Annotated in this window: 24 protein-coding genes; 6 read left to right on the forward strand and 18 right to left on the reverse strand. The window is 37.6% G+C overall.

Annotated features, from left to right (window positions below; all coding sequences use genetic code 11):
• Positions 1–34 precede the first annotated feature (34 nt).
• The 3 genes from ACLHK8_RS02675 to ACLHK8_RS02685 all read left to right on the forward strand — a co-directional run bounded on the left by ACLHK8_RS02675 (position 35) and on the right by ACLHK8_RS02685 (position 1,963).
• Positions 35–547, forward strand: coding sequence for a hypothetical protein (locus ACLHK8_RS02675; RefSeq protein WP_063697358.1), 513 nt, complete (start codon positions 35–37; stop codon positions 545–547).
• Positions 548–617: 70 nt separating this feature from the next.
• Positions 618–1,154 (forward strand): helix-turn-helix domain-containing protein, encoded by a 537-nt coding sequence (locus tag ACLHK8_RS02680; protein ID WP_063698703.1) that lies wholly within the window; start codon positions 618–620, stop codon positions 1,152–1,154.
• A 59-nt stretch (positions 1,155–1,213) separates the two neighbouring features.
• Positions 1,214–1,963, forward strand: a complete 750-nt coding sequence (locus ACLHK8_RS02685) for an IS3 family transposase (RefSeq protein WP_434520487.1) — start codon at positions 1,214–1,216, stop codon at positions 1,961–1,963.
• On the opposite strand, the gene ACLHK8_RS02690 is transcribed toward ACLHK8_RS02685, so the two are convergent.
• Both ACLHK8_RS02690 and ACLHK8_RS02695 read right to left on the reverse strand, forming a co-directional pair.
• Complete coding sequence (locus ACLHK8_RS02690) at positions 1,960–2,808, reverse strand: IS3 family transposase (RefSeq protein ID WP_320531864.1); 849 nt, start codon at positions 2,806–2,808, stop codon at positions 1,960–1,962. The two genes, ACLHK8_RS02685 and ACLHK8_RS02690, sit on opposite strands and share 4 nt — an antisense overlap.
• Before the next feature lie 20 nt (positions 2,809–2,828).
• Positions 2,829–3,314, reverse strand: coding sequence for a helix-turn-helix domain-containing protein (locus ACLHK8_RS02695; RefSeq protein WP_063698689.1), 486 nt, complete (start codon positions 3,312–3,314; stop codon positions 2,829–2,831).
• Between the two features lie 50 nt (positions 3,315–3,364).
• Between ACLHK8_RS02695 and ACLHK8_RS02700 the strand changes: the two genes are divergently transcribed.
• Positions 3,365–3,469: an IS3 family transposase gene (locus ACLHK8_RS02700; RefSeq protein ID WP_406827437.1), complete on the forward strand. Its 105-nt coding sequence runs from the start codon at positions 3,365–3,367 to the stop codon at positions 3,467–3,469.
• Between the two features lie 400 nt (positions 3,470–3,869).
• Here the strand turns inward: ACLHK8_RS02700 and ACLHK8_RS02705 are convergent, their stop codons facing one another.
• The 8 genes from ACLHK8_RS02705 to ACLHK8_RS02740 all read right to left on the reverse strand — a co-directional run bounded on the left by ACLHK8_RS02705 (position 3,870) and on the right by ACLHK8_RS02740 (position 11,250).
• Positions 3,870–4,412 carry a dUTP diphosphatase gene (locus tag ACLHK8_RS02705; RefSeq protein WP_320531865.1) on the reverse strand — a complete coding sequence of 181 codons (543 nt, stop codon included), beginning with the start codon at positions 4,410–4,412 and terminating at the stop codon, positions 3,870–3,872.
• A 14-nt stretch (positions 4,413–4,426) separates the two neighbouring features.
• Entirely contained in the window at positions 4,427–5,368 is a 942-nt protein-coding gene (locus ACLHK8_RS02710; RefSeq protein ID WP_063697223.1) for a hypothetical protein, read from the reverse strand.
• Positions 5,361–6,239: an exonuclease SbcC gene (locus tag ACLHK8_RS02715; RefSeq protein ID WP_320531866.1), complete on the reverse strand. Its 879-nt coding sequence runs from the start codon at positions 6,237–6,239 to the stop codon at positions 5,361–5,363. Before ACLHK8_RS02715 ends, ACLHK8_RS02710 begins: the two co-directional genes overlap by 8 nt.
• 243 nt (positions 6,240–6,482) lie before the next feature.
• Positions 6,483–7,826, reverse strand: coding sequence for a type I glutamate--ammonia ligase (glnA, locus tag ACLHK8_RS02720; RefSeq protein WP_063697218.1), 1,344 nt, complete (start codon positions 7,824–7,826; stop codon positions 6,483–6,485).
• 35 nt (positions 7,827–7,861) lie between these two features.
• Positions 7,862–8,236: a MerR family transcriptional regulator gene (locus ACLHK8_RS02725; RefSeq protein ID WP_057772542.1), complete on the reverse strand. Its 375-nt coding sequence runs from the start codon at positions 8,234–8,236 to the stop codon at positions 7,862–7,864.
• Between the two features lie 86 nt (positions 8,237–8,322).
• Entirely contained in the window at positions 8,323–9,585 is a 1,263-nt protein-coding gene (locus ACLHK8_RS02730; RefSeq protein WP_063697216.1) for an aminotransferase class I/II-fold pyridoxal phosphate-dependent enzyme, read from the reverse strand.
• A 5-nt stretch (positions 9,586–9,590) separates the two neighbouring features.
• The gene (gene miaA, locus ACLHK8_RS02735) at positions 9,591–10,514 is read right to left on the reverse strand and encodes a tRNA (adenosine(37)-N6)-dimethylallyltransferase MiaA (RefSeq protein ID WP_063697214.1); all 924 of its coding nucleotides are present in this window, start codon (positions 10,512–10,514) and stop codon (positions 9,591–9,593) included.
• Between the two features lies 1 nt (position 10,515).
• Positions 10,516–11,250: a glycerophosphodiester phosphodiesterase gene (locus ACLHK8_RS02740; protein WP_063697212.1), complete on the reverse strand. Its 735-nt coding sequence runs from the start codon at positions 11,248–11,250 to the stop codon at positions 10,516–10,518.
• Between the two features lie 90 nt (positions 11,251–11,340).
• Between ACLHK8_RS02740 and ACLHK8_RS02745 the strand changes: the two genes are divergently transcribed.
• Positions 11,341–11,517, forward strand: coding sequence for a DUF3042 family protein (locus ACLHK8_RS02745; RefSeq protein WP_082623232.1), 177 nt, complete (start codon positions 11,341–11,343; stop codon positions 11,515–11,517).
• A gap of 138 nt (positions 11,518–11,655) precedes the next feature.
• Here ACLHK8_RS02745 and ACLHK8_RS02750 read toward each other — a convergent pair whose 3' ends face one another.
• From ACLHK8_RS02750 to ACLHK8_RS02780, 7 genes are all read right to left on the reverse strand, one after another.
• The gene (locus ACLHK8_RS02750; RefSeq protein ID WP_057772533.1) at positions 11,656–12,069 is read right to left on the reverse strand and encodes a rhodanese-like domain-containing protein; all 414 of its coding nucleotides are present in this window, start codon (positions 12,067–12,069) and stop codon (positions 11,656–11,658) included.
• Positions 12,070–12,189: 120 nt separating this feature from the next.
• Positions 12,190–13,152 (reverse strand): ROK family glucokinase, encoded by a 963-nt coding sequence (locus ACLHK8_RS02755; protein WP_063697210.1) that lies wholly within the window; start codon positions 13,150–13,152, stop codon positions 12,190–12,192.
• Between the two features lie 18 nt (positions 13,153–13,170).
• Positions 13,171–13,392: a YqgQ family protein gene (locus ACLHK8_RS02760; RefSeq protein WP_057772529.1), complete on the reverse strand. Its 222-nt coding sequence runs from the start codon at positions 13,390–13,392 to the stop codon at positions 13,171–13,173.
• A gap of 60 nt (positions 13,393–13,452) precedes the next feature.
• Entirely contained in the window at positions 13,453–14,133 is a 681-nt protein-coding gene (locus ACLHK8_RS02765; RefSeq protein ID WP_063697208.1) for a rhomboid family intramembrane serine protease, read from the reverse strand.
• A 2-nt stretch (positions 14,134–14,135) separates the two neighbouring features.
• Positions 14,136–14,690, reverse strand: a complete 555-nt coding sequence (locus ACLHK8_RS02770; RefSeq protein WP_231908589.1) for a 5-formyltetrahydrofolate cyclo-ligase — start codon at positions 14,688–14,690, stop codon at positions 14,136–14,138.
• An 83-nt stretch (positions 14,691–14,773) separates the two neighbouring features.
• A complete protein-coding gene (gene rpmG, locus ACLHK8_RS02775; protein WP_082623231.1) occupies positions 14,774–14,923 on the reverse strand; it encodes a 50S ribosomal protein L33 in 150 nt (49 codons plus the stop codon).
• A gap of 110 nt (positions 14,924–15,033) precedes the next feature.
• Positions 15,034–17,088 (reverse strand): penicillin-binding transpeptidase domain-containing protein, encoded by a 2,055-nt coding sequence (locus ACLHK8_RS02780; RefSeq protein WP_231908588.1) that lies wholly within the window; start codon positions 17,086–17,088, stop codon positions 15,034–15,036.
• A 135-nt stretch (positions 17,089–17,223) separates the two neighbouring features.
• Here ACLHK8_RS02780 and ACLHK8_RS02785 point away from each other — a divergent pair, with 135 nt between their 5' ends.
• A complete protein-coding gene (locus ACLHK8_RS02785; RefSeq protein ID WP_063697204.1) occupies positions 17,224–19,878 on the forward strand; it encodes a YfhO family protein in 2,655 nt (884 codons plus the stop codon).
• A gap of 52 nt (positions 19,879–19,930) precedes the next feature.
• Here the strand turns inward: ACLHK8_RS02785 and greA are convergent, their stop codons facing one another.
• Entirely contained in the window at positions 19,931–20,416 is a 486-nt protein-coding gene (gene greA, locus ACLHK8_RS02790; protein WP_057772521.1) for a transcription elongation factor GreA, read from the reverse strand.
• Positions 20,417–20,467: the final 51 nt, after the last annotated feature.

Here is a 20,467-nt window from a genome sequence, read left to right on the forward strand (position 1 = left end):
CATGTGAGTAGTAAGTATGAAGGAAGTTGATGACATGAAAAAGAAGATCTATTGGTTACTTCCCTTTCTCATCATAGGACTGCTGTTGACGGGATGTAATCGAAACAAAGTGTACGGCACGGTTGTAGTTAGTTCTGCAAAATATACTCAAGTTCAAACTGATAAAAAATATTTAAACCACTTGTTACAGGCACTAGAAAAATTTGATTCTGAAAAACCTAAAACGGCAAATAAAATTTATTCGGCTATTGATGAATTAAATAAAAATGCCAGCAAAAATATGTCAAAACAAGACAAAAGCCAGTTGAAGGCCGTTTTAATCAGTAACAAGAAGAGTATTAAGCATATCGTTAAAAACGCCTATGAAAATCACTACGGTTTTGATGACGATCTATCGGGAACCATTAGTACTGAATTCCATAAATCTGTGAAATTGATGGTCAAACCAATTACAAAGCAAGCCTCAAACCGGCAAAAAATATACGATCAATTAATTAAAGATACTAACGCTCAGAAAAGACTAAATAATGTCGGTACAAATCAATAAGACAGTAGAATAAAGGCTGAAGTGAACCCCCAAGATTGGACAGATAAAATCTAATCTTGGGGGTTCTTTTATGGTTAAATTTAATTTTGATTTCAAAGTGAAAGTAGTAACTGAATATTTAGGTGGTCTGCCCGTTAATTCATTAGCACACAAATACAGGATTGGTAGTAGTGCCACAGTTTTAAATTGGATTCAAAGATATGAGAAATTTGGCCTTAACGGTCTTAAACGCAAAGCAATGGATTTAGAATATGCTAGCCAGTTCAAAGTCGATGTATTAAACTGGAGAAAACAAAATCAGGCCTCGCTTCCAGTAACTGCCTTACATTTTAATTTATCCTCGCCGAGTACCATTTGGCAATGGGAAAGTCGGTTTAAGGCATTAGGAATTGTGGGTCTAGAGCGAAAGCGAGGCAACGCCAAGAACATGGTAAAACACAAGAATAAAAGTCGCAAACCCATTGTCCAAAAGGACAATTCCACAGCCAAAGAGGATTTAAAACAGCTTCAAAAAGAAAATGAAATGTTAAAGATTGAGAACACCTACCTAAAAAAATTAGAGGCCTTAACTCGGAAAAAATCAGTACAAAAGAAATCTCAGAAATAGCCATCGAGTTAAGGCAACTATTCCAAACTTCTATCAAACTGATTCTTAAAGTAATCCAAATTCCACGCAGTACCTATTACTACACTCAGAGTCATGAGAGACGTAAATTTGATGATGACCAGATTATTCAAGCAATAGACGAGATTCGCCAAAAAGATCCAAAATACACCAAAAAATACGGCTATCGAAGACTTACAAATGCATTACATGATTTAGGATTTAAAGTTAATCATAAACGCGTTTTGCGAATTATGCAGGAACACGGGTGGTTGTGTCATGCCTTTAATCGACAAACTAAAAAATATAATTCATATAAAGGTTTAGTGGGTAAAATCGCCGCTAATCGCTTAAAGCGACGCTTCAAAACCGATAGACCTTATCAAAAGCTCGTCGCAGACGTTAGTGAATTCAGATATGGAAACATGGGAATGAACGAACGAGTTTACCTCGAACCAGTTCTTGATTTGTTTTCTGGAGAAATTCTAGCATTCAATATTAGTGAACATCCAACAGCTAAATTCGCAATTAAACCGCTTAAAGAGGCTTTAGAAAAGCTACCAAAACTAAATTACCGGACAACAGTCCATACTGACCAAGGCTTTCAGTATCAACATCGACACTGGCAGCAGGTTTTAAAGCAACATCACGCTTATCAAAGCATGTCACGTAAAGCAACTTGTCTTGATAATGCGGCGATGGAGTCATTCTTTCACATTATGAAAGCTGAAATGATGGATGAACATTTTGAAGATAAAGCTAGCTTAATCCAAGCAATTGAACTGAACCCCATAATTTGGAGTGAATTTTAAGCAACCAACTGGTCGGATAGGTTTCGGTATTGTACCGGAGTTTTTCCGGCCAGTTTTGTTCTAATTCTTTTATTATTATAATAACTAACGTATTCAGTTATGGCTATTCTTAATTCTTCGTAGGAGGAATAGTGGTTATTATGCACCGTTCCAACTTTTAAAATATGGAAACAACTCTCAGCAACCGCATTATCCAGACAAGTCGCTTTGCGACTCATACTCTGCATAATGTGGTTTTTCTTTAGCTTGGAAACATACTGATAATTCTGATATTGAAAACCTTGATCTGAATGAATTGTCATCTTATAAGGTAATTGTGGTTTTGAACGAATTAAATCCATTAAAGGTTTTGTGACAAACGCTACATTAGGGCTAAGACCAATATTCCATGACAATATCTCGTTACTGTAAAGATCAACAAATGAAGTAAAATAAGCACGCTCAGAAATCGAACCAGAACCCCAGCGAACTTCAGTCACATCGGTCACTACTTTTTGATAAGGTCGATCCGTATTGAATCTGCGATTCAGTTTGTTTTTAGCAAGTTTACCAACAGTACCTCGATAAGAATTATATTTTCTAGTTTTTCGATCAAAAGCATGACAAAGCACGTCATTTTGTTTCATGATCTTTAATACCACTTTATGGTTAACAATTTTACCGTTGTTCCTTAATGCATCGGTAACCGTACGATACCCGAAATCTGGATTATCTTGTCTAATTTGAAGAATTTCATCCACTAAGTCCTGGGAATAATTAGTTTTATATTGTCGGTTAAGTGCATCATGATAACTACTACTTGACATACCGACAACTTTTAAAATAAAGCTAAGCACTTCGTTCAAATCACGCCTTAATTCAGCAACTATTTGTGCTTTTTCCTGGTTTTTAATGCTTTCTTTTTCTGAACCAAGGCGTGTAATTTTTCCAAATAAGCTAATTTAACTCTCAATTCACGGTTTTCTTCTTCTAATTCCTTTTTAGACTTTTCATTATTACTATCTGACATGGTATTTGACCGCCTTTGATTAGGATTAAGGCGTCCTTGTTCAAGAGCTCGTTCCCATTGCCAAATTACAGCTGGATGTTTAATTCGAAACTGCTTAGCAGTTATCGGCAAGGATGCATTTTGATCTAAACGCCATTTAATTACTTTCATTTTAAACGAATAATCAAAGTAAGTCTTCTTATGGTTTAAACTTAGACCTTCAACACCGAACTGTTCTAACCTGCGTTTCCATTCATATAAAGTGGCAGAGCCCTTGATACCGTACTTTTTCATGATAATACTTTGCGGCAGGCCACTAGTTAATTCTAAAACTGCATTTATTTTATTTTCCTTTGAGAACATAACAAAACCCCGATAATTTGGATTACTCCAATTATCGGGGTTCAGTTCAAATGACCGAATGGATAGGTTTTTATAATAATCGTCGAATTAAAACAAAATTGAACGGCAAGTCCCCGGTAAAATACCGAGAACTCGCCGTTCAGAGAGCAGCATAAATATTTGTCCAATTTTATGGGTTCACTTCAGGCTTGAGATAATTTATCTCAAGTTTTTTTGTATACAAAAATCTAAGCGTTTATTCAAAAATGTTGCTATACACGATGAATGAGCATATCAGTTGAAACATTTCTGTAACACAGCCATAATGAGAATGTAAAATTCGATTGGAGGCGTTCATATGGGACCATTGATGATCATTCTTTTTATTTTTATTTTTGCTGTTATTATTCAGGTAATAAACGATTGGAATTCCTTGTCTCCGCAATCGAAAACGCGCTCAAAGGACAAAGATTTGAAAACAATTCGTAAGTAATATAAATATAATAAAATAGGATCGAAACAAAATTATTGCGTAACTAATTTTGTTTCGATCCTATTTTATATTTTTAACTAACCTTAGTATCCAGATTGTTGCCGTTTATAATTAATTTTATTCTTATCATAGTAAGCTTTTTCAATTTCTGCTGCTGAAAAGCCAAATCCAACCATGCCCAATTTTAAATATAAACGCCAAGCATGTCGAAAATTATCTGGTCGATTGCTGACTTGACTGCTAAACAACATGGACTTAACGGACAAGTACGTACTTGTCAAATCTAGTTTGCTTGTTTTGTCTGCTAACTTTTCAAACTGTTCGTTTGTTAAATCAACATTTTCTACCCATTGTTTTTGGCTTGCAAACACTAAGAAAAAATCAATCGCATCCACATATTCAAACAAAAGTGTCTCACGAACTGTTTTACCGTCATCATGTTTCCCTTTATGCTCTTTCCAAACTTTAAACCACTCCGAAGTATTAGCTACCTCAGATAGTTCCACATCCAGAGATAATAACGTGTTTTTTATACGTGCACTGCCATTCAAAGTTAGCTGTTTTTCAGTTGCAATACTCCGATCTAGCTGAACAGAAGTTTGTAACATTTTTGGAATATCTATCACTTGTTTCACCCACTCTAAACCATTTTGGAACCAATTTGAAGCTCATCAAGATTATCGAGAAACCATTTCTTTAAGAAACTAAATTGATTAAAAATTTCAAAAAGTGAATACTGCTCTTCAGGATCTTGCACTGTAATTACCCAGTTACTACTACCATCAGCGTGCATTTCTTTGTACAAGCTAAAGATAATGTGGTTACCAAGGTCCAAAAATGCCCCCTGAACCTCATCCATGTTCTGCAGCATTAAATTATTATCAGCAGTTGCAACAAACAATTTGTCCATAATCTGTTCTGATAAATCTTTATTAGCTAAGATATACTTCTTATTATTTGAAGCATCAAGCATATTAAAGTCTACGTTAAAGTCAAAATCACTAACTAAATATTGGCCAAACTGAATAAACAAATCGACAGCGTCCGTAATGGCATCTGTATCTGATTTATCACTCCACTCCGTAATAAAAAGCTTCGTAATTGTGTCAGAGTTAAAATACATCGTTTTGGCTTCGAGATTTAAGGAAAAAATAACTTGATGGCTATTTTGTTCAACATAAAATGCTCCATCTTGATTAGCACGTTGCTCAAAGTGAAACTCCTCTGTGTCATCAACACTTGGAAAAGTTTGAAACAATGTATCTGCTTTTAAATTGTCCTCGCGTGAATGCAAAACGGCATCTTTGTCATTGTGCAGTTCAAGTAAGCGACTCATAAAAATTAAGTAATAGTCGTTAGCATCATATTTATTTGGATAGACAACATAATCTGTGTCCATTTGAAAATTAAAAAGTGCAGTAGACGCTTCCAAAAGTTCATTCGCATCTTTTGTATTCGTTAACTGATCAAATAATTTTGTAAATTCGATACCATGCTGAATGCCAGCCTTTAACGAATCACTGTATGCCACCAAACGACCACTAGTTGTTAAGCTTGAAGGATTCAAAGATTCATTACTCATCAGCACGTACCTTTTCCTTTCCAATCAAACTCGTCAAATAGTCTGCATACAATTTCCTGGAATGGTTTGTAAATGACTCAAAACTTCCAAACGCTTGCTTTATGGATTGTTTTTCATAGCTTAAAATAGTATCTTCTTTTGACAATGCTAAAATTCGATCTTCATTACTCTTCATCGTATTCCGTGCATCTGCAGCCTTTTGGTCTTCGTCAGTTAATTTGCTGAGCTCGTCTTTAACTGCTTGGCGTTCTTCTTTAACCTTGCCACTCTCCCAAAAGGAACTATTTGAGCTCGTATCTTGGAGTTGATCACGCAATTGTGCTTTTCTCTGTTCTCGCTGATCCTGATTAGCCAGCAAGTCTTGTAATTGTTTGTTTTCTTCTGAAATTTGAGCAATCTTTTCTGTGTTTAGATGTTTATTATTAGCATCTAATTCAAAAGTACCAGAAAGTTTTTGATACTCATCCTTATCAAACTGAAATTCAAGATTTAAAACGTCTAAGAACCCGAATTCACGACGATCCCACCAGTTACCAAATAAGATCTTAAATTCTCCTTCAGAGACCTCTCGATAATAGAAGAATGGATAGATTTCAGCTAAATAATCAATTAGTTGGTAACTTAAATAATGACCAATTTGGCTTCGGACATCTTCAACCAAGTTGAAATAACCAGATTTTACTGAGTCATTTGTACTCGAAATCTCTGTATGATAACGTTCTGGATCTAATAATTCATAGATCAACCGATCATCTTGTTGATCAACGGCAGTCTGCAATGAATTTAAGAAAGCCACTTTTCCTGAAAGGCTTTGTTTCAATCTTGCGTTTGGCTGTTCTTGTGTTTCTGTGGTCTGATTTTCATCACTCATGTGTATCGCTCCTAGTTTCGTAAGTTACCCTTACATTATTGATTATCTCTAATGTACCAAACAATTATGTAATCAACAAAGAATTTTTCTCATCATAATTAAAGTTTAACAGAATTTGTTTAAAATACATGCCTACTTTCAAAATTCTTTTAATTATTTTAAAAAATTCACAAAAAAACCAACTAACCCAGCGTTTTACATAACAACGTCGATTAGTTGATCATTTTAAGTTAATTTAACAATTTAATATTGATCAAGGTATTGATCACGTTCCCATTGGGTCACTTCTTGACGATAAGAAGCCCACTCTAACCGTTTTGCTTCTAAGAAGCTTTGGTAAATATGAGGTCCAAGGGCCTTTTTCATGACATCATCGGCTTCAAAAGCCTTTAATGCATTATGCAAGGTCGAAGGTAAGTCTTCAATGTGGCTATCCTTCCGTTCTTGTTCATTCATTCGATAAATATTACGATCGATTGACTTAGGTGGCTCAATCTTATTACGAATCCCATCAAGTCCAGCTTCCAACACGGTTGCAATTGCCATATATGGATTGGCTGAAGGATCCACGCTTCGGACCTCCAAACGGGTTGAAAGGCCTCGGCTACTTGGAACTCGAATTAAAGGAGAACGATTACTTCCAGACCAAGCTACATAAACTGGTGCTTCAAATCCAGGAACTAATCGTTTATACGAATTGACAAGTGGGTCACACACAGCCGTAAAGCTACGTGCATGTTTTAACAATCCGCCAAGGAACCAGTATGCTTCTTGAGATAACTGTAAATCATTTTTTTCATCGTAAAAGGCGTTCCCTTTATTATGGAATAAGGACATATTAAGATGCATACCAGAACCATTAATTCCGTCCAATGGCTTGGGCATAAATGTCGCGTGCAAATTATACTTGCGAGCGACCGTTTTAACGACCAGTTTAAAGGTTTGAATGTTATCAGCCGCTGCAAGGGCATCAGCGTACTTAAAATCAATCTCATGCTGGCCTGGGGCTACTTCATGATGAGAAGCTTCCACATCAAAGCCCATATTTTCAAGTTCAAGGACAATGTCGCGACGACAATTTTCACCAAGATCCATTGGTGCTAAGTCAAAGTAGCTCCCTTTATCATTTAAATCAGTTGTTGGTTTGCCTGTTTCAGGATCTAATTTAAATAAGAAAAACTCGGGCTCAGGTCCAATGTTAAAGTCCGTATATCCAGCTTCGCGCATTTCTTTAAGAACTCTGATTAAGTTATTTCGAGGGTCACCTTCAAATGGTTTTCCATCCGGTGTATAAACTTCACAAATCACCCGAGCAATTTTTCCATGTTCATTTCCCCAAGGAAAAACCATCCAAGTTGAAAGATCAGGATAAAGATACATATCACTTTCTTCAATGCGTACAAATCCGTCAATTGAAGATCCATCAAACATCAGCTTATTATCAAGTAATTTGTCTAATTGACTAACAGGAACTTCCACATTCTTGATCATTCCAAATAAATCTGTGAACATTAATCTTAAGAAACGAACGTTTTCTTCCTTCGCCATCTTGTGGATCTCATCTTTGGTATATTGTCGCTTTGCCATCTGTATCGCTCCTATTCTTATTTTTAAGACTGCTATCAATTGGAAAAAGTTCCACTATCATGTCTGAATCCACCAACCGTTAAAAACTCATTATGCAATGCATCACGCAAATCAGCATCTGTAACTGGTTTCGTCAATTTTTGCTGTTCATGTTGACGACGAGCAGCTTGCTTTTCATAAACTCGCTTTATTTCAGCCATATTAAATCCTTCAGCCAAATAGTCTTTAATCTCAAGTAAGCGGTCAATATCGTTTAACGAATACAACCGCCGATTACTCTCACTACGAACTGGCAAAATTAAATTTTGCGATTCATAATAACGAATTTGGCGTGCGGTCAATTCGGTTAGCTTCATAATTGTGCCTATTGGCAAAACTGCCCGTGATCGTTGGAGTTCTTTTTCTTTCATGACAAGCCTCCTCATTCAAAAACAAGTTCAGTCTATCAATGAAAATAACCAAAGTCAACGGATCATGTTACATTTTATGACATGGCCTAGATTGTTTTAAAAAACAATTGAGAAACGGCCTCTGTAGTGGCAATCTTGACATGTGCATAGGTCAATCCGCCTTGCATATAAAGGGTATAAGGTTCTCGAAGTGGCCCGTCTGCCGAAAATTCAACACTGGCCCCTTGAACAAAGGTCCCAGCAGCCATAATGATTTTATCATCGTAACCACCCATTTCGCTTGGAACCGGATCTACATACGAATTAATGGGCGAATAATGTTGAACAACTTCAGCAAATTTAATCATAGACTCTGGATTACCAAAGTTAACCGTTTGAATAAGGTCGGTTCGAGGAGCATCCCATTTGGGGCTCACGTCCAAACCGCATTTTTCTAGAAGCGCACTTTCATAAATAGCCCCTTTGATTGCCTCACCTGTCACATTGGGGGCTTGGAAAAAGCCTTGAAACATATCTGCAAGTGTATTTAAGGTTGCCCCCTCGTCCTTACCAGAACCAGGAGTCGTAAGCCGGTTACCAATTTTTTCAATCAAGGCTTTTTTCCCCACAATGTATCCACCTGTTTTGGCTAAACCACCACCGGCATTTTTTATCAATGAGCCTGCCATCACGTCAGCCCCATACTCGGTTGGTTCGCTAGTTTCGGAAAATTCGCCATAGCAATTATCAATAAAGATTTTAACGTCTGGCTTAAGTCCTTTAATAAAGCGAATCATTTTTGCAATTTGAGCCACTGTAAAACTTTCTCGAGTTGCGTAACCTCGTGACCGTTGAATAGCAACCACCTTTACATCATCAGAAAGTTTTTGCCGCACATTTTCTTCAGAAAATTGTCCTTTTGAATCTAATTCAGCATAATCAAATTTTATTTGAAAATCCTTTAAAGATCCAGCGTCGGGCTCACCAGTTATGCCAATCACTTCCTGAACCGTATCATAGGGCATCCCTGTTGCATACAATAGTTTATCTCCTGGGCGAAGCATCCCCCACAATGCCGTACTGATCGCGTGAGTACCAGATATTATTTGTGGACGTACCATTGCATCCTCTGTTTTAAAAACATCCGCATAAACAGCATCTAACGCATCACGACCAATATCATCGTAACCATAGCCAGTTGAACCATTTAATTCCTCTTCAGAAATTTTTTCGTTACGGAAAGCATCCAAAACCTTTTTTTGGTTAAAAAGCACTTGTTCATCAATTTCTCGTAACTTAGGCGCAATTTGTTGATCGACTTCTTTAACCCACGTAATAAGTTTGTTGTCTAAACCATCTGTCCACTTCATACTGATTATTCCCCATTCCATTTTTTGATTTTTTCAACTATCTGATCTTTTTCTTCTGGATGTTGAACTAAGTCAAACCAGTTTACCTGCATTTTATTTCGAAACCAAGTTAATTGCCGCTTCGCATAATGCCTGGAATTCTGTTTAATTTTTTCGATCACTTCGTCTTTGGAAACGCGGTTTTCAAAATATGGATACCATTCCCGATAACCAATTCCTTTTCCGGCTGGTAAATTGGTACCACCTTGCTTAAATAATTGTTTTGCTTCAGTCTCCAAGCCTGCCGCCACCATGCTCTCAACTCTTTGATTGATCCGGTTATATAACAAGCCTCGATCTGTATTTAAGCCAATTAATAAGGCATCATACGAATCATTTGTCACAACTTGTTGATCTGAAAACAGTCGCCCCGTTTTTTCAAAAACTTCTAGTGCCCTTACGACTCTTACTTCATTACTGGGTGGAATCTTTTCAGCGGCTTTGGGATCAATCTGATTCAATTGTCGCCACAAATCAGCCTGCGAATGAGCCTGTGCAAATGCATGCCATTTGTTACGAATCCGTTCATCCGGTTCGTACGTATCACTTCCGAGAGACAAATCTTGTAGGAGTGCCTGTAAATAAAAACCGGTTCCTCCTACGATGATTGGTAAATGGCCTTTTGCCGTAATTTGTGTAATTTGCTCGGCTGCAGCCTGTTTAAAATCTGATACAGAGAACCGTTGATCACTATCACGAATATCAATTAAATGATGTTTAATCCCCATTTGTTCAGCAGGTAAGATTTTGGCGGTTCCAATATCCAAATGACGATAGACTTGCATCGAATCGCCAGAAATAATTTCACCGTCAAATCGGTTAGCTAATTCAAGCGATAAACTTGTTTTTCCTACCGCTGTGGGTCCAATAATTGCTAATACTTTTTCCATTTTAACCACCTTGAATTGATCTACGAATAATACTGGCTCTCCCTGGATAGTCCGTTATAATACCATCAAAATTCCGTTTGAAGCAGTATCGCATGTCATCTGTACTATTTACTGTCCATGGTCGTAATTGCACATGTGGTAGAAAAAAGCGATGTGCTCTCACCCACCGAATATCCGGGTGCCAATCTTTCACCAATCGGCTCCGATAAAACTTACGGGCAAATTTTGTTTGTACTTTGAATAAACTGGCAAATTCTATATCCGGATCTAAAGTATGCATTTTAACTAAAGACTGGGGGTGAAAACTCGAATAAACCAATTGGAAGGGAACTTTTTGTTGGGCCATATAGGCCGAAACTTTCTCTTCAATCCCTGGATACTGAATTTTATCCGTTTTGAGTTCCAGATTAAACAGACCTTTATAATTTTTCTCGATCAGAAATTTAACAACTTCATCCAAAGTAGGAATCCGGGTGCCTAAAAATTCATAACCAAAGTAACCACCTGCATCTAGTTGTTTTAATTCTGCAAGGGTCTTATCAAAGATACGCCCAGTTCCATCTGTTGTCCGATCTACCGTTTCATCATGCATAATAATTAGGTGCCCGTCTTTTGACATATGCACATCAGTTTCAATGCCATCAGCACCTTCATCAATTGCCTTTTCAAACGCCGGGATCGTATTTTCTGGCCTAATTCCCTTACTTCCACGATGTGCAATAATTTTTGTTAGCATAAAATCAGTCCCATTCAATTAATTTACTGGATATTTTTGTTAAAAAAAGCCATAATGAAGATAATTAAAGATAGAAAGGGGTTTCAAAAAATGAAAAATTTTGCTAAGGGTTTTATTATTGGTGGCTTCTCAGTTGTGGGGGCTGCTGCAGCTGTCCTCTACACCTTCCACAAAGTAATCGTTCAACCCATTGAAGATCAAGAAAATCGTGCAACAGAAAATCGTAAACGCGCAATGCGTAAGCAACATTCAGCACACAACGGTTAATTCTCAAAATTTCTGTACTAAGGGCTGGCACCTTGCGGCCCTTTTTATTATGGTTTTAGATTAACAGAAAATATTGATAAAAAAAAGATAAAGAGAGTTCAAGGATTTCACCTTAATACTTCTTTATCCCGAATTTAATTAATTTCTTTTTTTAGTTTTTCCATTCCAACGTTGAAAACCATAACGAAGAATAAAAAGTTCTTTATAACCTTTTTTGGCAAGAAATAAAGCCGCACGTGAGCTTAAGCTCCGACCTTGATCATAAATATACACTGGTAAATCTGGACGTACTTCTTGAAAGCGGGTCTTTAACGTTGCGTAAGGGATACTTCGGGCACCCAAAATATGGCCTGCATCAAAATCCTTTTTCTCTCTTAAATCGATGACCTGTCCTTTGTGCATACCCTCACGAAAATCATCTTCGTCAAGCGTTTTGGCTACACGGTTTCGCTTCCAAACAATATATCCCTGATAAATAAAATAAGCAACAATTAAGATAATCAAAATTGTGTTTATAATAAAACTTGCGGTTGAACTTGCACCTAATACCACGTTATTCTCCTCCTATGTCATTCATACATTTATTCTACACATAAATGAACTCTTTGCCTAGCCTAGAAAAAATAAAAAAAGCCGATCCTGGAAAACTCCAAGTCGACTTAACGCAAATTCTTAGCCAAAGCTTAATGCTAAAGATGCTGCACCGATAACACCAGCATCATTCCCCAAACGGGCTAACTTCAAACTTGTTGAATTACGAACTGTGCTAAACGCAAACTCTTGGAAATAATGATCAACTTGCTTTAAAAGATAATCCCCAGCAGCAGAAACCCCACCACCAATGACAATACTTTCAGGATTTAATGTGTTGGCAAGATTACCCAAAGCTAGGCCTAAATAATAAGAAACTTTGTCCACTACCCGGACTGCCAAAGTATCGCCACTTTTAGCAAGATCAAAAACAAGCTTAGACGTAATATCTTGACCATCATCTGTCTGACGTTTTAATTCAGATTCACCAGAAAACTCTTCAGCCATATCACGAGCAACATGAACAACTCCAGTTGCAGAAGCATATTGTTCCAAACAGCCACGTTTTCCACAAGTACATAAATAGCCATTAGGTTCTACAGTCACATGACCGATTTCACCAGCAGCTCCAGCTGTCCCATGTAATAATTGGCCATCTGCGATTAACCCGCCGCCAATTCCAGTTCCTAATGTAACGAAGGAAACATCCTGGCCATTTTCACCAGCACCCTTCCAACGTTCGCCCAATCCAGCAACATTTGCATCATTATCCATGATGAACTTAATGCCCGTACCAGCCTCAACTTCAGCCTTAACGTGCTGAGTTGTTTTCCAATTCAAATTATAAGCGCCGATAACGGTACCTTTATCACGATCAACCGTTCCCGGTGTGCCCATACCGATTCCAATAAACTGATCCTTATCCATGTTGTAAAGTGATAAATGGTGATTAATTGACTCGATAATATCTGGCACAATGTGGCTACCTTCATCTAAAATATTAGTCTCCACACTCCATTTTTGTTGAACATCGCCATTATCTGTTAAGATGGCAAATTTAATCGTTGTACCACCAAGGTCAACCCCGATCAATTTCCGATCCATTGCTTGTTTCCTCCAATATTAAAATAATTTGTTGGGCTGCTTATCGCGAGCCTCTTCTAAATGATGTTCATGCCGCAAAACCATAACCGCTTTTAAATAGGTCTGATCTTCCACCACACCCGCATCGTGTAAATGTTTTAATTCAATACTCATTAATTCAATATCCCATAGCCGTTTTCCAACGTAAATAAAGATCCCAAATTTTTTAAGTAACTGTTGCACATCATAAAGTGTTTTCATAACATCATCCCAATTAATTATACAGATAAAAATAGATTTGTAAACGTTATTTTACAAACGTTATCTACCAATTAAGGCCCAAACTGCAACTCCGAACAAAACAACAAGGGTCACACTAGCAATAACTCGTTTCGATATTTCGATTTTTCCGAGCCGTGGCACCCCAACAAGGTATCCAATTAAGAAGCCCCCGAGCATGCCACCAACGTGCGCATAAACATCAATTCCAGACTCCATCAAACTTGAAACTAGTGCTAAAACTACAAATAGACCAAGCTGTCGAGCCATCGCGTGAATATAGGGATTCTGATGGAAAGATTCTCCTAGCATCAGCCAAACGCCAAACAGCCCAAAAATGGCACCACTGGCTCCTGCTGACAAGGCTAGTGGATTACCAAACACCAAACTAACTAAATTTCCGAAAATTCCAGCCAAAAAATAAATAATAAGAAATTTAAAATGGCCAAACAGATTTTCAATTTGAACTCCGACAAAGTATAAAGTGACCATATTCAGCACAATATGTGTGATGCCGATATGAATAAACGTTCCGGAAACTAGTCGCCACCACTCTCCATTTTGAAGAATAAAAGGTTTAAATATCGCCCCAAACTTCAAAAGCGTCTGAGTATTCTCGGAACCACCACTGATAGTCATCAGGCCAAAGACAATAAAATTAATCACAATTAATCCAATGGTCATATAAGGATACTGATTCCAACGTTTCAATGTTCGTTGCATAATTATGCCTCACTATTAAATAACTTTTTGATTTTAATATCGTGCCTTTCTACAGGCCAAACTGCTTTGTTAAAATGTTGCACGCTAAGTACTAAACTCACAGTTTCTCCCAGGTAGTCACTCAAAAAGCGATCGTAGTAGCCACCACCAAAACCTAGGCGAAAATTACCTTCATCTGCAAAGCCTAGGCCCGGGACTACAATTAAATCAATTTGTGATTTGGGAACGTCACTCCCATTATCTGGTTCTAAAATTCCAAACTTACTTTTTATTAATTGCGTTTCTGAATCAAGTTTTCGAAAAGCCATTTGCCATTTGGGCAATGTTTTTGGAACAAGAATTATTTTATTTTCTGTTTTTGCTCGTTCAATAATCGGCTGTGTATTAACTTCAACCGCGCCACTTAACGTGATGCCAATTGTAGTTGCTTTTTTCCATTCCTCACTAGCAAAAAATCGTTCATACAAAACTAATTCTTCCTGCTCTTTTTGCTTTTTGTCCATTGCTTGCAAACGAACTAACTGTTTTTGTCGTTGTTGCTTTTTTTCTGGTTGCACAAAAATCACCTCAAATACTGGGGATATAAAAAGTTTTTCAAATAAAAAAGATCGGAGCAAAATTCGACCATTTTGTTCCAACCTTATTTGGTTTCGCGGTGTAATGTAACCTTTCTATCACGTGGGCAATACTTATTTAACTCCATACGATCCGGATTGTTACGCTTGTTCTTGCTTGATAGATACTGTCGATTATGACATTCTGTACATTCTAATGTAATGTGTACGCGCATAGCTCCAACCTCCCAACTATAAATTCTGATGGGCGTTGCGCCCTCAACTTAAAACATGATACCACAGTTCCGTATTCTGACGCAAGCACCATTCATACTTTTCCTTAAATCTATTTAGAGGTGCTCTTCAATGTAGACGTGCTCTTAACAGTTTTCCAATATGCTGCATAAACTTTCTTTGCCAAAGCAATATTATTAGTTTCAGCACTTTCACCAAGTCCGGGCATCGCGACAGCCACCACCACTTTAGGATTTTTAGATGGGGCATAGGATGCCAAACTTAATGTGACCGTCGATTTACCATTGGTGACTGTTTCGGCCGTCCCTGTTTTAGCAGAAATTTCAGGACTAATGCTGGCCAGTGAACCACCAGTCTTGTACGTGTTTGTTCCGTGGACTACATCATACAATCCCTTTGTCACAACTTTCTTTTGGGCAGCTGTGTCATCCACATAATTTAATATCTTGGGCTCGATCGTTTCCTGAAGCTTGCCTAAACCACCATTGTTACTCGTCCCTCTGATCTGAGAAACCACATGGGGAGCAATTCGATAACCACCGTTAGCAATTGTAGAAATATATTGAGCAACTTGAATCGTTGTATATGCATCGTATTGACCAAAGGCTAAATCAAGTGCTTTACCAATATCTGATTGCGTACTTGGACCCGTATATCCAGAAGATTCACCAGGTATATCAATTCCAGTATCAGTCCCAAGACCAAATTGCTGGAAATAACCCCGCATCTTAGCAAAGACACCCGTACCCATCGTCAAAGCTGATCCAGACGAATACTTAAATCCGCCTTCCTTCATAGCAAGTTGCATCATATACGAGTTAGAAGATACTTCCAAAGCGGTAGATGCATCTAAACTAATATCTTGACCCCCAGCCTTATTAAACCAAGAAGCTTTAGCACTCGTACCAGCTAGTTTAATTGGTTTATCAGTTAACGTACTATTTGATGGTGTAATGACACCATCCATTAACGCACCAGTCACCATTGCGCCCTTAACAACCGAACCCATAACAATTGGTTCATTAATCGTTCCAAGTGCATTATCAGTGACTTTTCCGGTGCTTGTATTACGATTGACCCCAGCTAACGCTAGTACAGCTCCAGTATTGGGATTCATTACAACTACATAACCACCAGTTGATTCACCACCGGCCGAAGTAACCGCGCTTCTCGTATCAGCCTGCACTTGTTTTTGGAAAGCAGCATTTATGGAAAGTATCAGGTTGTCTCCCTTTTTACCTGCGTACTGCTTAACTTCTTTTTTAATTGTGTCATCGCCCGTAACTTCAACTCGTGTTTGAGATTTAGTTCCTTTTAAAATTGGATCATATGCTTTTTCCAGGTAGCTTTGACCTACACTATCGTTGCGTGAATAACCTTGTGCCAACAAGATATTCACTTCATCACTTGGTAAACCTGATTTGGCACTTGATACCGTCCCAGCGATACTTTTAATTGAATTACCTTCTGGATAGTCTCGTGACCAACTTGTCCCGACTTTTACACCTGGAAACTCAGACAAGTGTTCGCCAATTTCGGCAATTTCTTTGTTTGAAACATCTGATTCTTTTAGATAAACAGTTGATAACTCGTATGCGCCACTCATCAAACTGAAAATTTGCGCCGCATTCCGCTCGCTTTTACTAAGATCAACTGTTTTTGTTACTTTTTTTACTGCCAAACTATACAAAGCTTTAGATCCATATTCACTATGGTCTTTAATACTGTTTTCAACCTTAGTTAGATTCTTCGTGTTTGCTAAATAATAATCCGCCTGATCCTGCGTAGAAAGCGTTGACGTGGATACCGTTAAGTACTTGCCTAAATGGTCCGCCGTTTTTCGCAAAGTGCTAGATAATACGTTAACACCCTTTGTGTACTGAATGGCTTGATGCGATTCATTTCCAACTAACACTTTTCCTGTTGAATCGTAAATCATCCCTCGCTGAACATTGCTAGTTTCAGTAGTGGTATCTGTTCTTTCGACATCAGCCACATATTTAGAGCCATTAAATATCTGTAAATACGCTAATCTAGCAATTAGCATAATTAACAAAACAACAACGATTCCGAAAATTAAATTAAGTCGGAATGGTAATTCAGATTTCTTTTCGCGATTTTTGGTGGTCCCTTTTTTTGATTTCAAAATTTCAAGCTCCTTCACGCTGCTGAGACTATTCTAACAAAAAATTCAAACTCCTTCTATAACTTGTTCACATTTTTAGATTATCTTAGTCAATGTGGTATGCTAAAGAAAGCAATTTGGGAAAAGAGGAACATGATGCAAAGAACTAGTTTAAACAACACCAAACACCTTATTGGCTCACTGAAACAGCAACTTATAGTTAGCTTTTTAATTCCTTTAATTTTGATGTCAAGTTACTTCATTTATCGGAAAATGGCTCCTTTTGGATCAAGTAGTTTATTAACTGTTGATTTAGGTCAACAATACGTTGATCTTTTTGCCTATTTTCGCCATACAATCTTACACGATCCAACGGCCTTCTTCTATTCTTTTTCAAAGGCAATTGGCGGCGACATGACCGGCACCTGGGCCTATTATTTAATGAGTCCATTCAATCTTATTTTGCTCTTTTTCCCAGGCAAATCAATTACAACTGGGATTTTTATCATTACCGTTCTTAAATATGCTTTTGCTGGACTAACTTTTGCAATTCTTTTACAAAAGCTTTATCCCCGAGCAACTTGGCTTGTTCCGGGATTGGCAACCGCATATGCTTTGATGGGATTTTCGATTGCCAACCAGTTAAATTTAATTTGGTTAGATGCGCCCATTCTTTTACCATTAATCATTCTCGGCATTGACCGAATCTTTACAGCGGGTAAAATTCGTTGGTTTGTTTTATGGCTGAGTCTAATGCTTATTATTAACTACTACATGGCGTACATGATATGTATTTTTAGTATCCTGTATTTCATCTTTGCCAGCGCCCGTTATTATACCTCATTTCATGATAGTCTCACAGCCAGCAAACGTTTTGCTGGTGGCGCCTTGTTATCTGGGGGCTTTGCTTCTTGGATCCTAATGCCTACTTTTTACATTTTGACACAAAGTAAGGTCCAATATACAGAAACAAGTGTTAAATTTAAATTTGATTATTTTCCATTTAAAATGATCAGCAAACTTTTACCCGGGACTTTTAACTTCCAACAAATGCCTAGTGGACTTCCCAATATCTTTATTGGCGCATTTTGCATAATTGGTTTTATTTTGTATTTTACGAGTGCAAACATAAAACGACGAGAGCGAATTACTGCTGCAATTATTTCATTATTTCTGCTTCTTTCGCTTTGCTTTGAACCATTAAATCTTTTCTGGCACGCTATGCAATTTCCATGGTGGTATCCATACCGCTTTAGTTTCATAGTCAGTTTCTGGATGATATTTTTAACGGCGCGCTATTTATTTTCAAAACCAACTTTTAACCCCCGTGCGCTTCTAACCACGGGATTCATTCTAATCATCGGGTTGATCTATTTATGGTTGAATCTCTCTAAATTCAAAAATTACGTTGACCAGAATCAACTAATTATTGGGTGCTTATTCGCGGCTTTAGGGTTGCTTTCATACGTCCTGCTTCGTCAAAAGCCTGCTTTTAGTTGGCTGATTACGATAATTATTGTTTTAGATGTCTTTTTCAACGCCTGCTTATCTTTAAACAATATTTCTTTTGTCTCGCAATCGGAATTCGGAAACTATACGACCGAGTTAGACAAAACAATTGGCAAAATTCAAAAACAAGATCAAGGCTTCTATCGAATTGGTAAGACTTACATGCGCACAAAAGATGATGCTATGCAGGCTGCTTTCAATGGTGGATCACATTTCAGTTCCACTTTTGAAACGCAGATTCCTAATTTTATGCAAAAAATTGGGCAACCTGATGGCGATGGTTTTGTAACTTACTCTAACGGGACCCTCATTACTGATAGTTTGTTGGGTATGAAATACTGGTCAAAAAATATTGATTCAAATCAATTAGGCACGTCTGCAACATCAACCGCCACACCTACACTCCCTGCATTAACGTATAAGCCGGATTTAAGTAGTTACAATCTAATTGGTCAGGATAGTTTAACACAGACGTACAAGAACCCATATGCGCTTTCAATTGGCTTTGGGGCTTCTGGTTCAGTTAAAAATTTCAACGGTAGTAAATTAGATCCTATGCAATATCAAGAAAAATTGTATGGCAGCCTGGCAGGCCAGACAAATTCTAAACTGTTCACTTCTCAAAATTTCAATGAAGTTGTTTTCCAAAATATCAATCAAACTACAAAACTAACGGGAAGTGTGCTTAAAAAGAACAATCTGTCTAAACCCGGTGTAGTGACCTTCAAATTTACGCCAACCACCAATGATCCCTATTACTTAACCTTTGGCCAAGATTTGAACCCTGACAACGCAACCTTTACTGTTGATGGTAAATCACTTACGCAATACTCGCCATACCGTAACACAGTCGTTGTTAACTTTGCCAATCACAGTAAAGGGAAAACCGTTACGCTTAAGATACAGCTCAAGAAAATGAGTTTGTGGTTGGAAAACTTTACTTTATATCGTTTGAATCAAACTAAATTCACGACACTCCAACAAAAACTCAAACAAGCTTCTTTAAAAGTAACTAGTCACAACAGTCATCGAATTGCTGGAAATATCACGGTTTCTAAAAAGAATAGCTTTTTAATGACCACCATCCCTTACGGTAAGGGCTGGCACGCTAAGGTTGATGGCAAATCTGTTAAGGTAAGTAAAATTGCTAGCACCTTTTGTGGAGTCCAACTAACTGCTGGAACCCACCATGTCGTCCTCACTTACTGGCCACCATATTTATTTATTGGCTTAACCATCAGTATCATTGCTTTAATTCTTGTCGTCGGCTACTTCTGGTGGGCAAGGAAAAAACGGGAATAAACAAAAATAGCTTCAAACTAGGAATTCTAGTTTGAAGCTATTTTTTTAATCATTAAGCTGATACACTAACCTTCAAAATTTGAACGTGCATATCCCCACCAGGAGTGGAAATTACAACCTCATCGCCAACTTTATGATCTAACAAAGCTTTTGCAATCGGTGAATCATTTGAGATCTTACCTGACATTGGGTCAGCTTCAGCAGCTCCAACAATCGTGTAGGACTCAGGTTCTTCATCAGGAAGTTCCTTGAACTCAACAATCTTCCCTAGAGAAACAACGTCATTAGCAACAGCATTATTGTCAATAATTTCAGCGTTTTGCAACATATGCTCAACGGTACTGATTCGACTTTCAACCATGCTTTGCTCATTTTTAGCAGATTCATACTCTGAATTTTCAGATAAATCACCAAAACTTCTTGCAATCTTGATACGTTCAATTACTTCTGGACGTGTTTTTGTTTTTAGCTCTTCTAGCTCATCTTGTAATTTTTTTCGACCCGCTTCTGTCATCGGGAATGTTTTTTCATTTGCCAATTTATAGACACCTCTAATCTATGATGAAAATATAACGATTTCAAGAGTACC

This window comes from Pediococcus sp. M21F004 (genome assembly GCF_051122535.1).
Taxonomy (GTDB): Bacteria; Bacillota; Bacilli; order Lactobacillales; family Lactobacillaceae; genus Pediococcus; species Pediococcus inopinatus.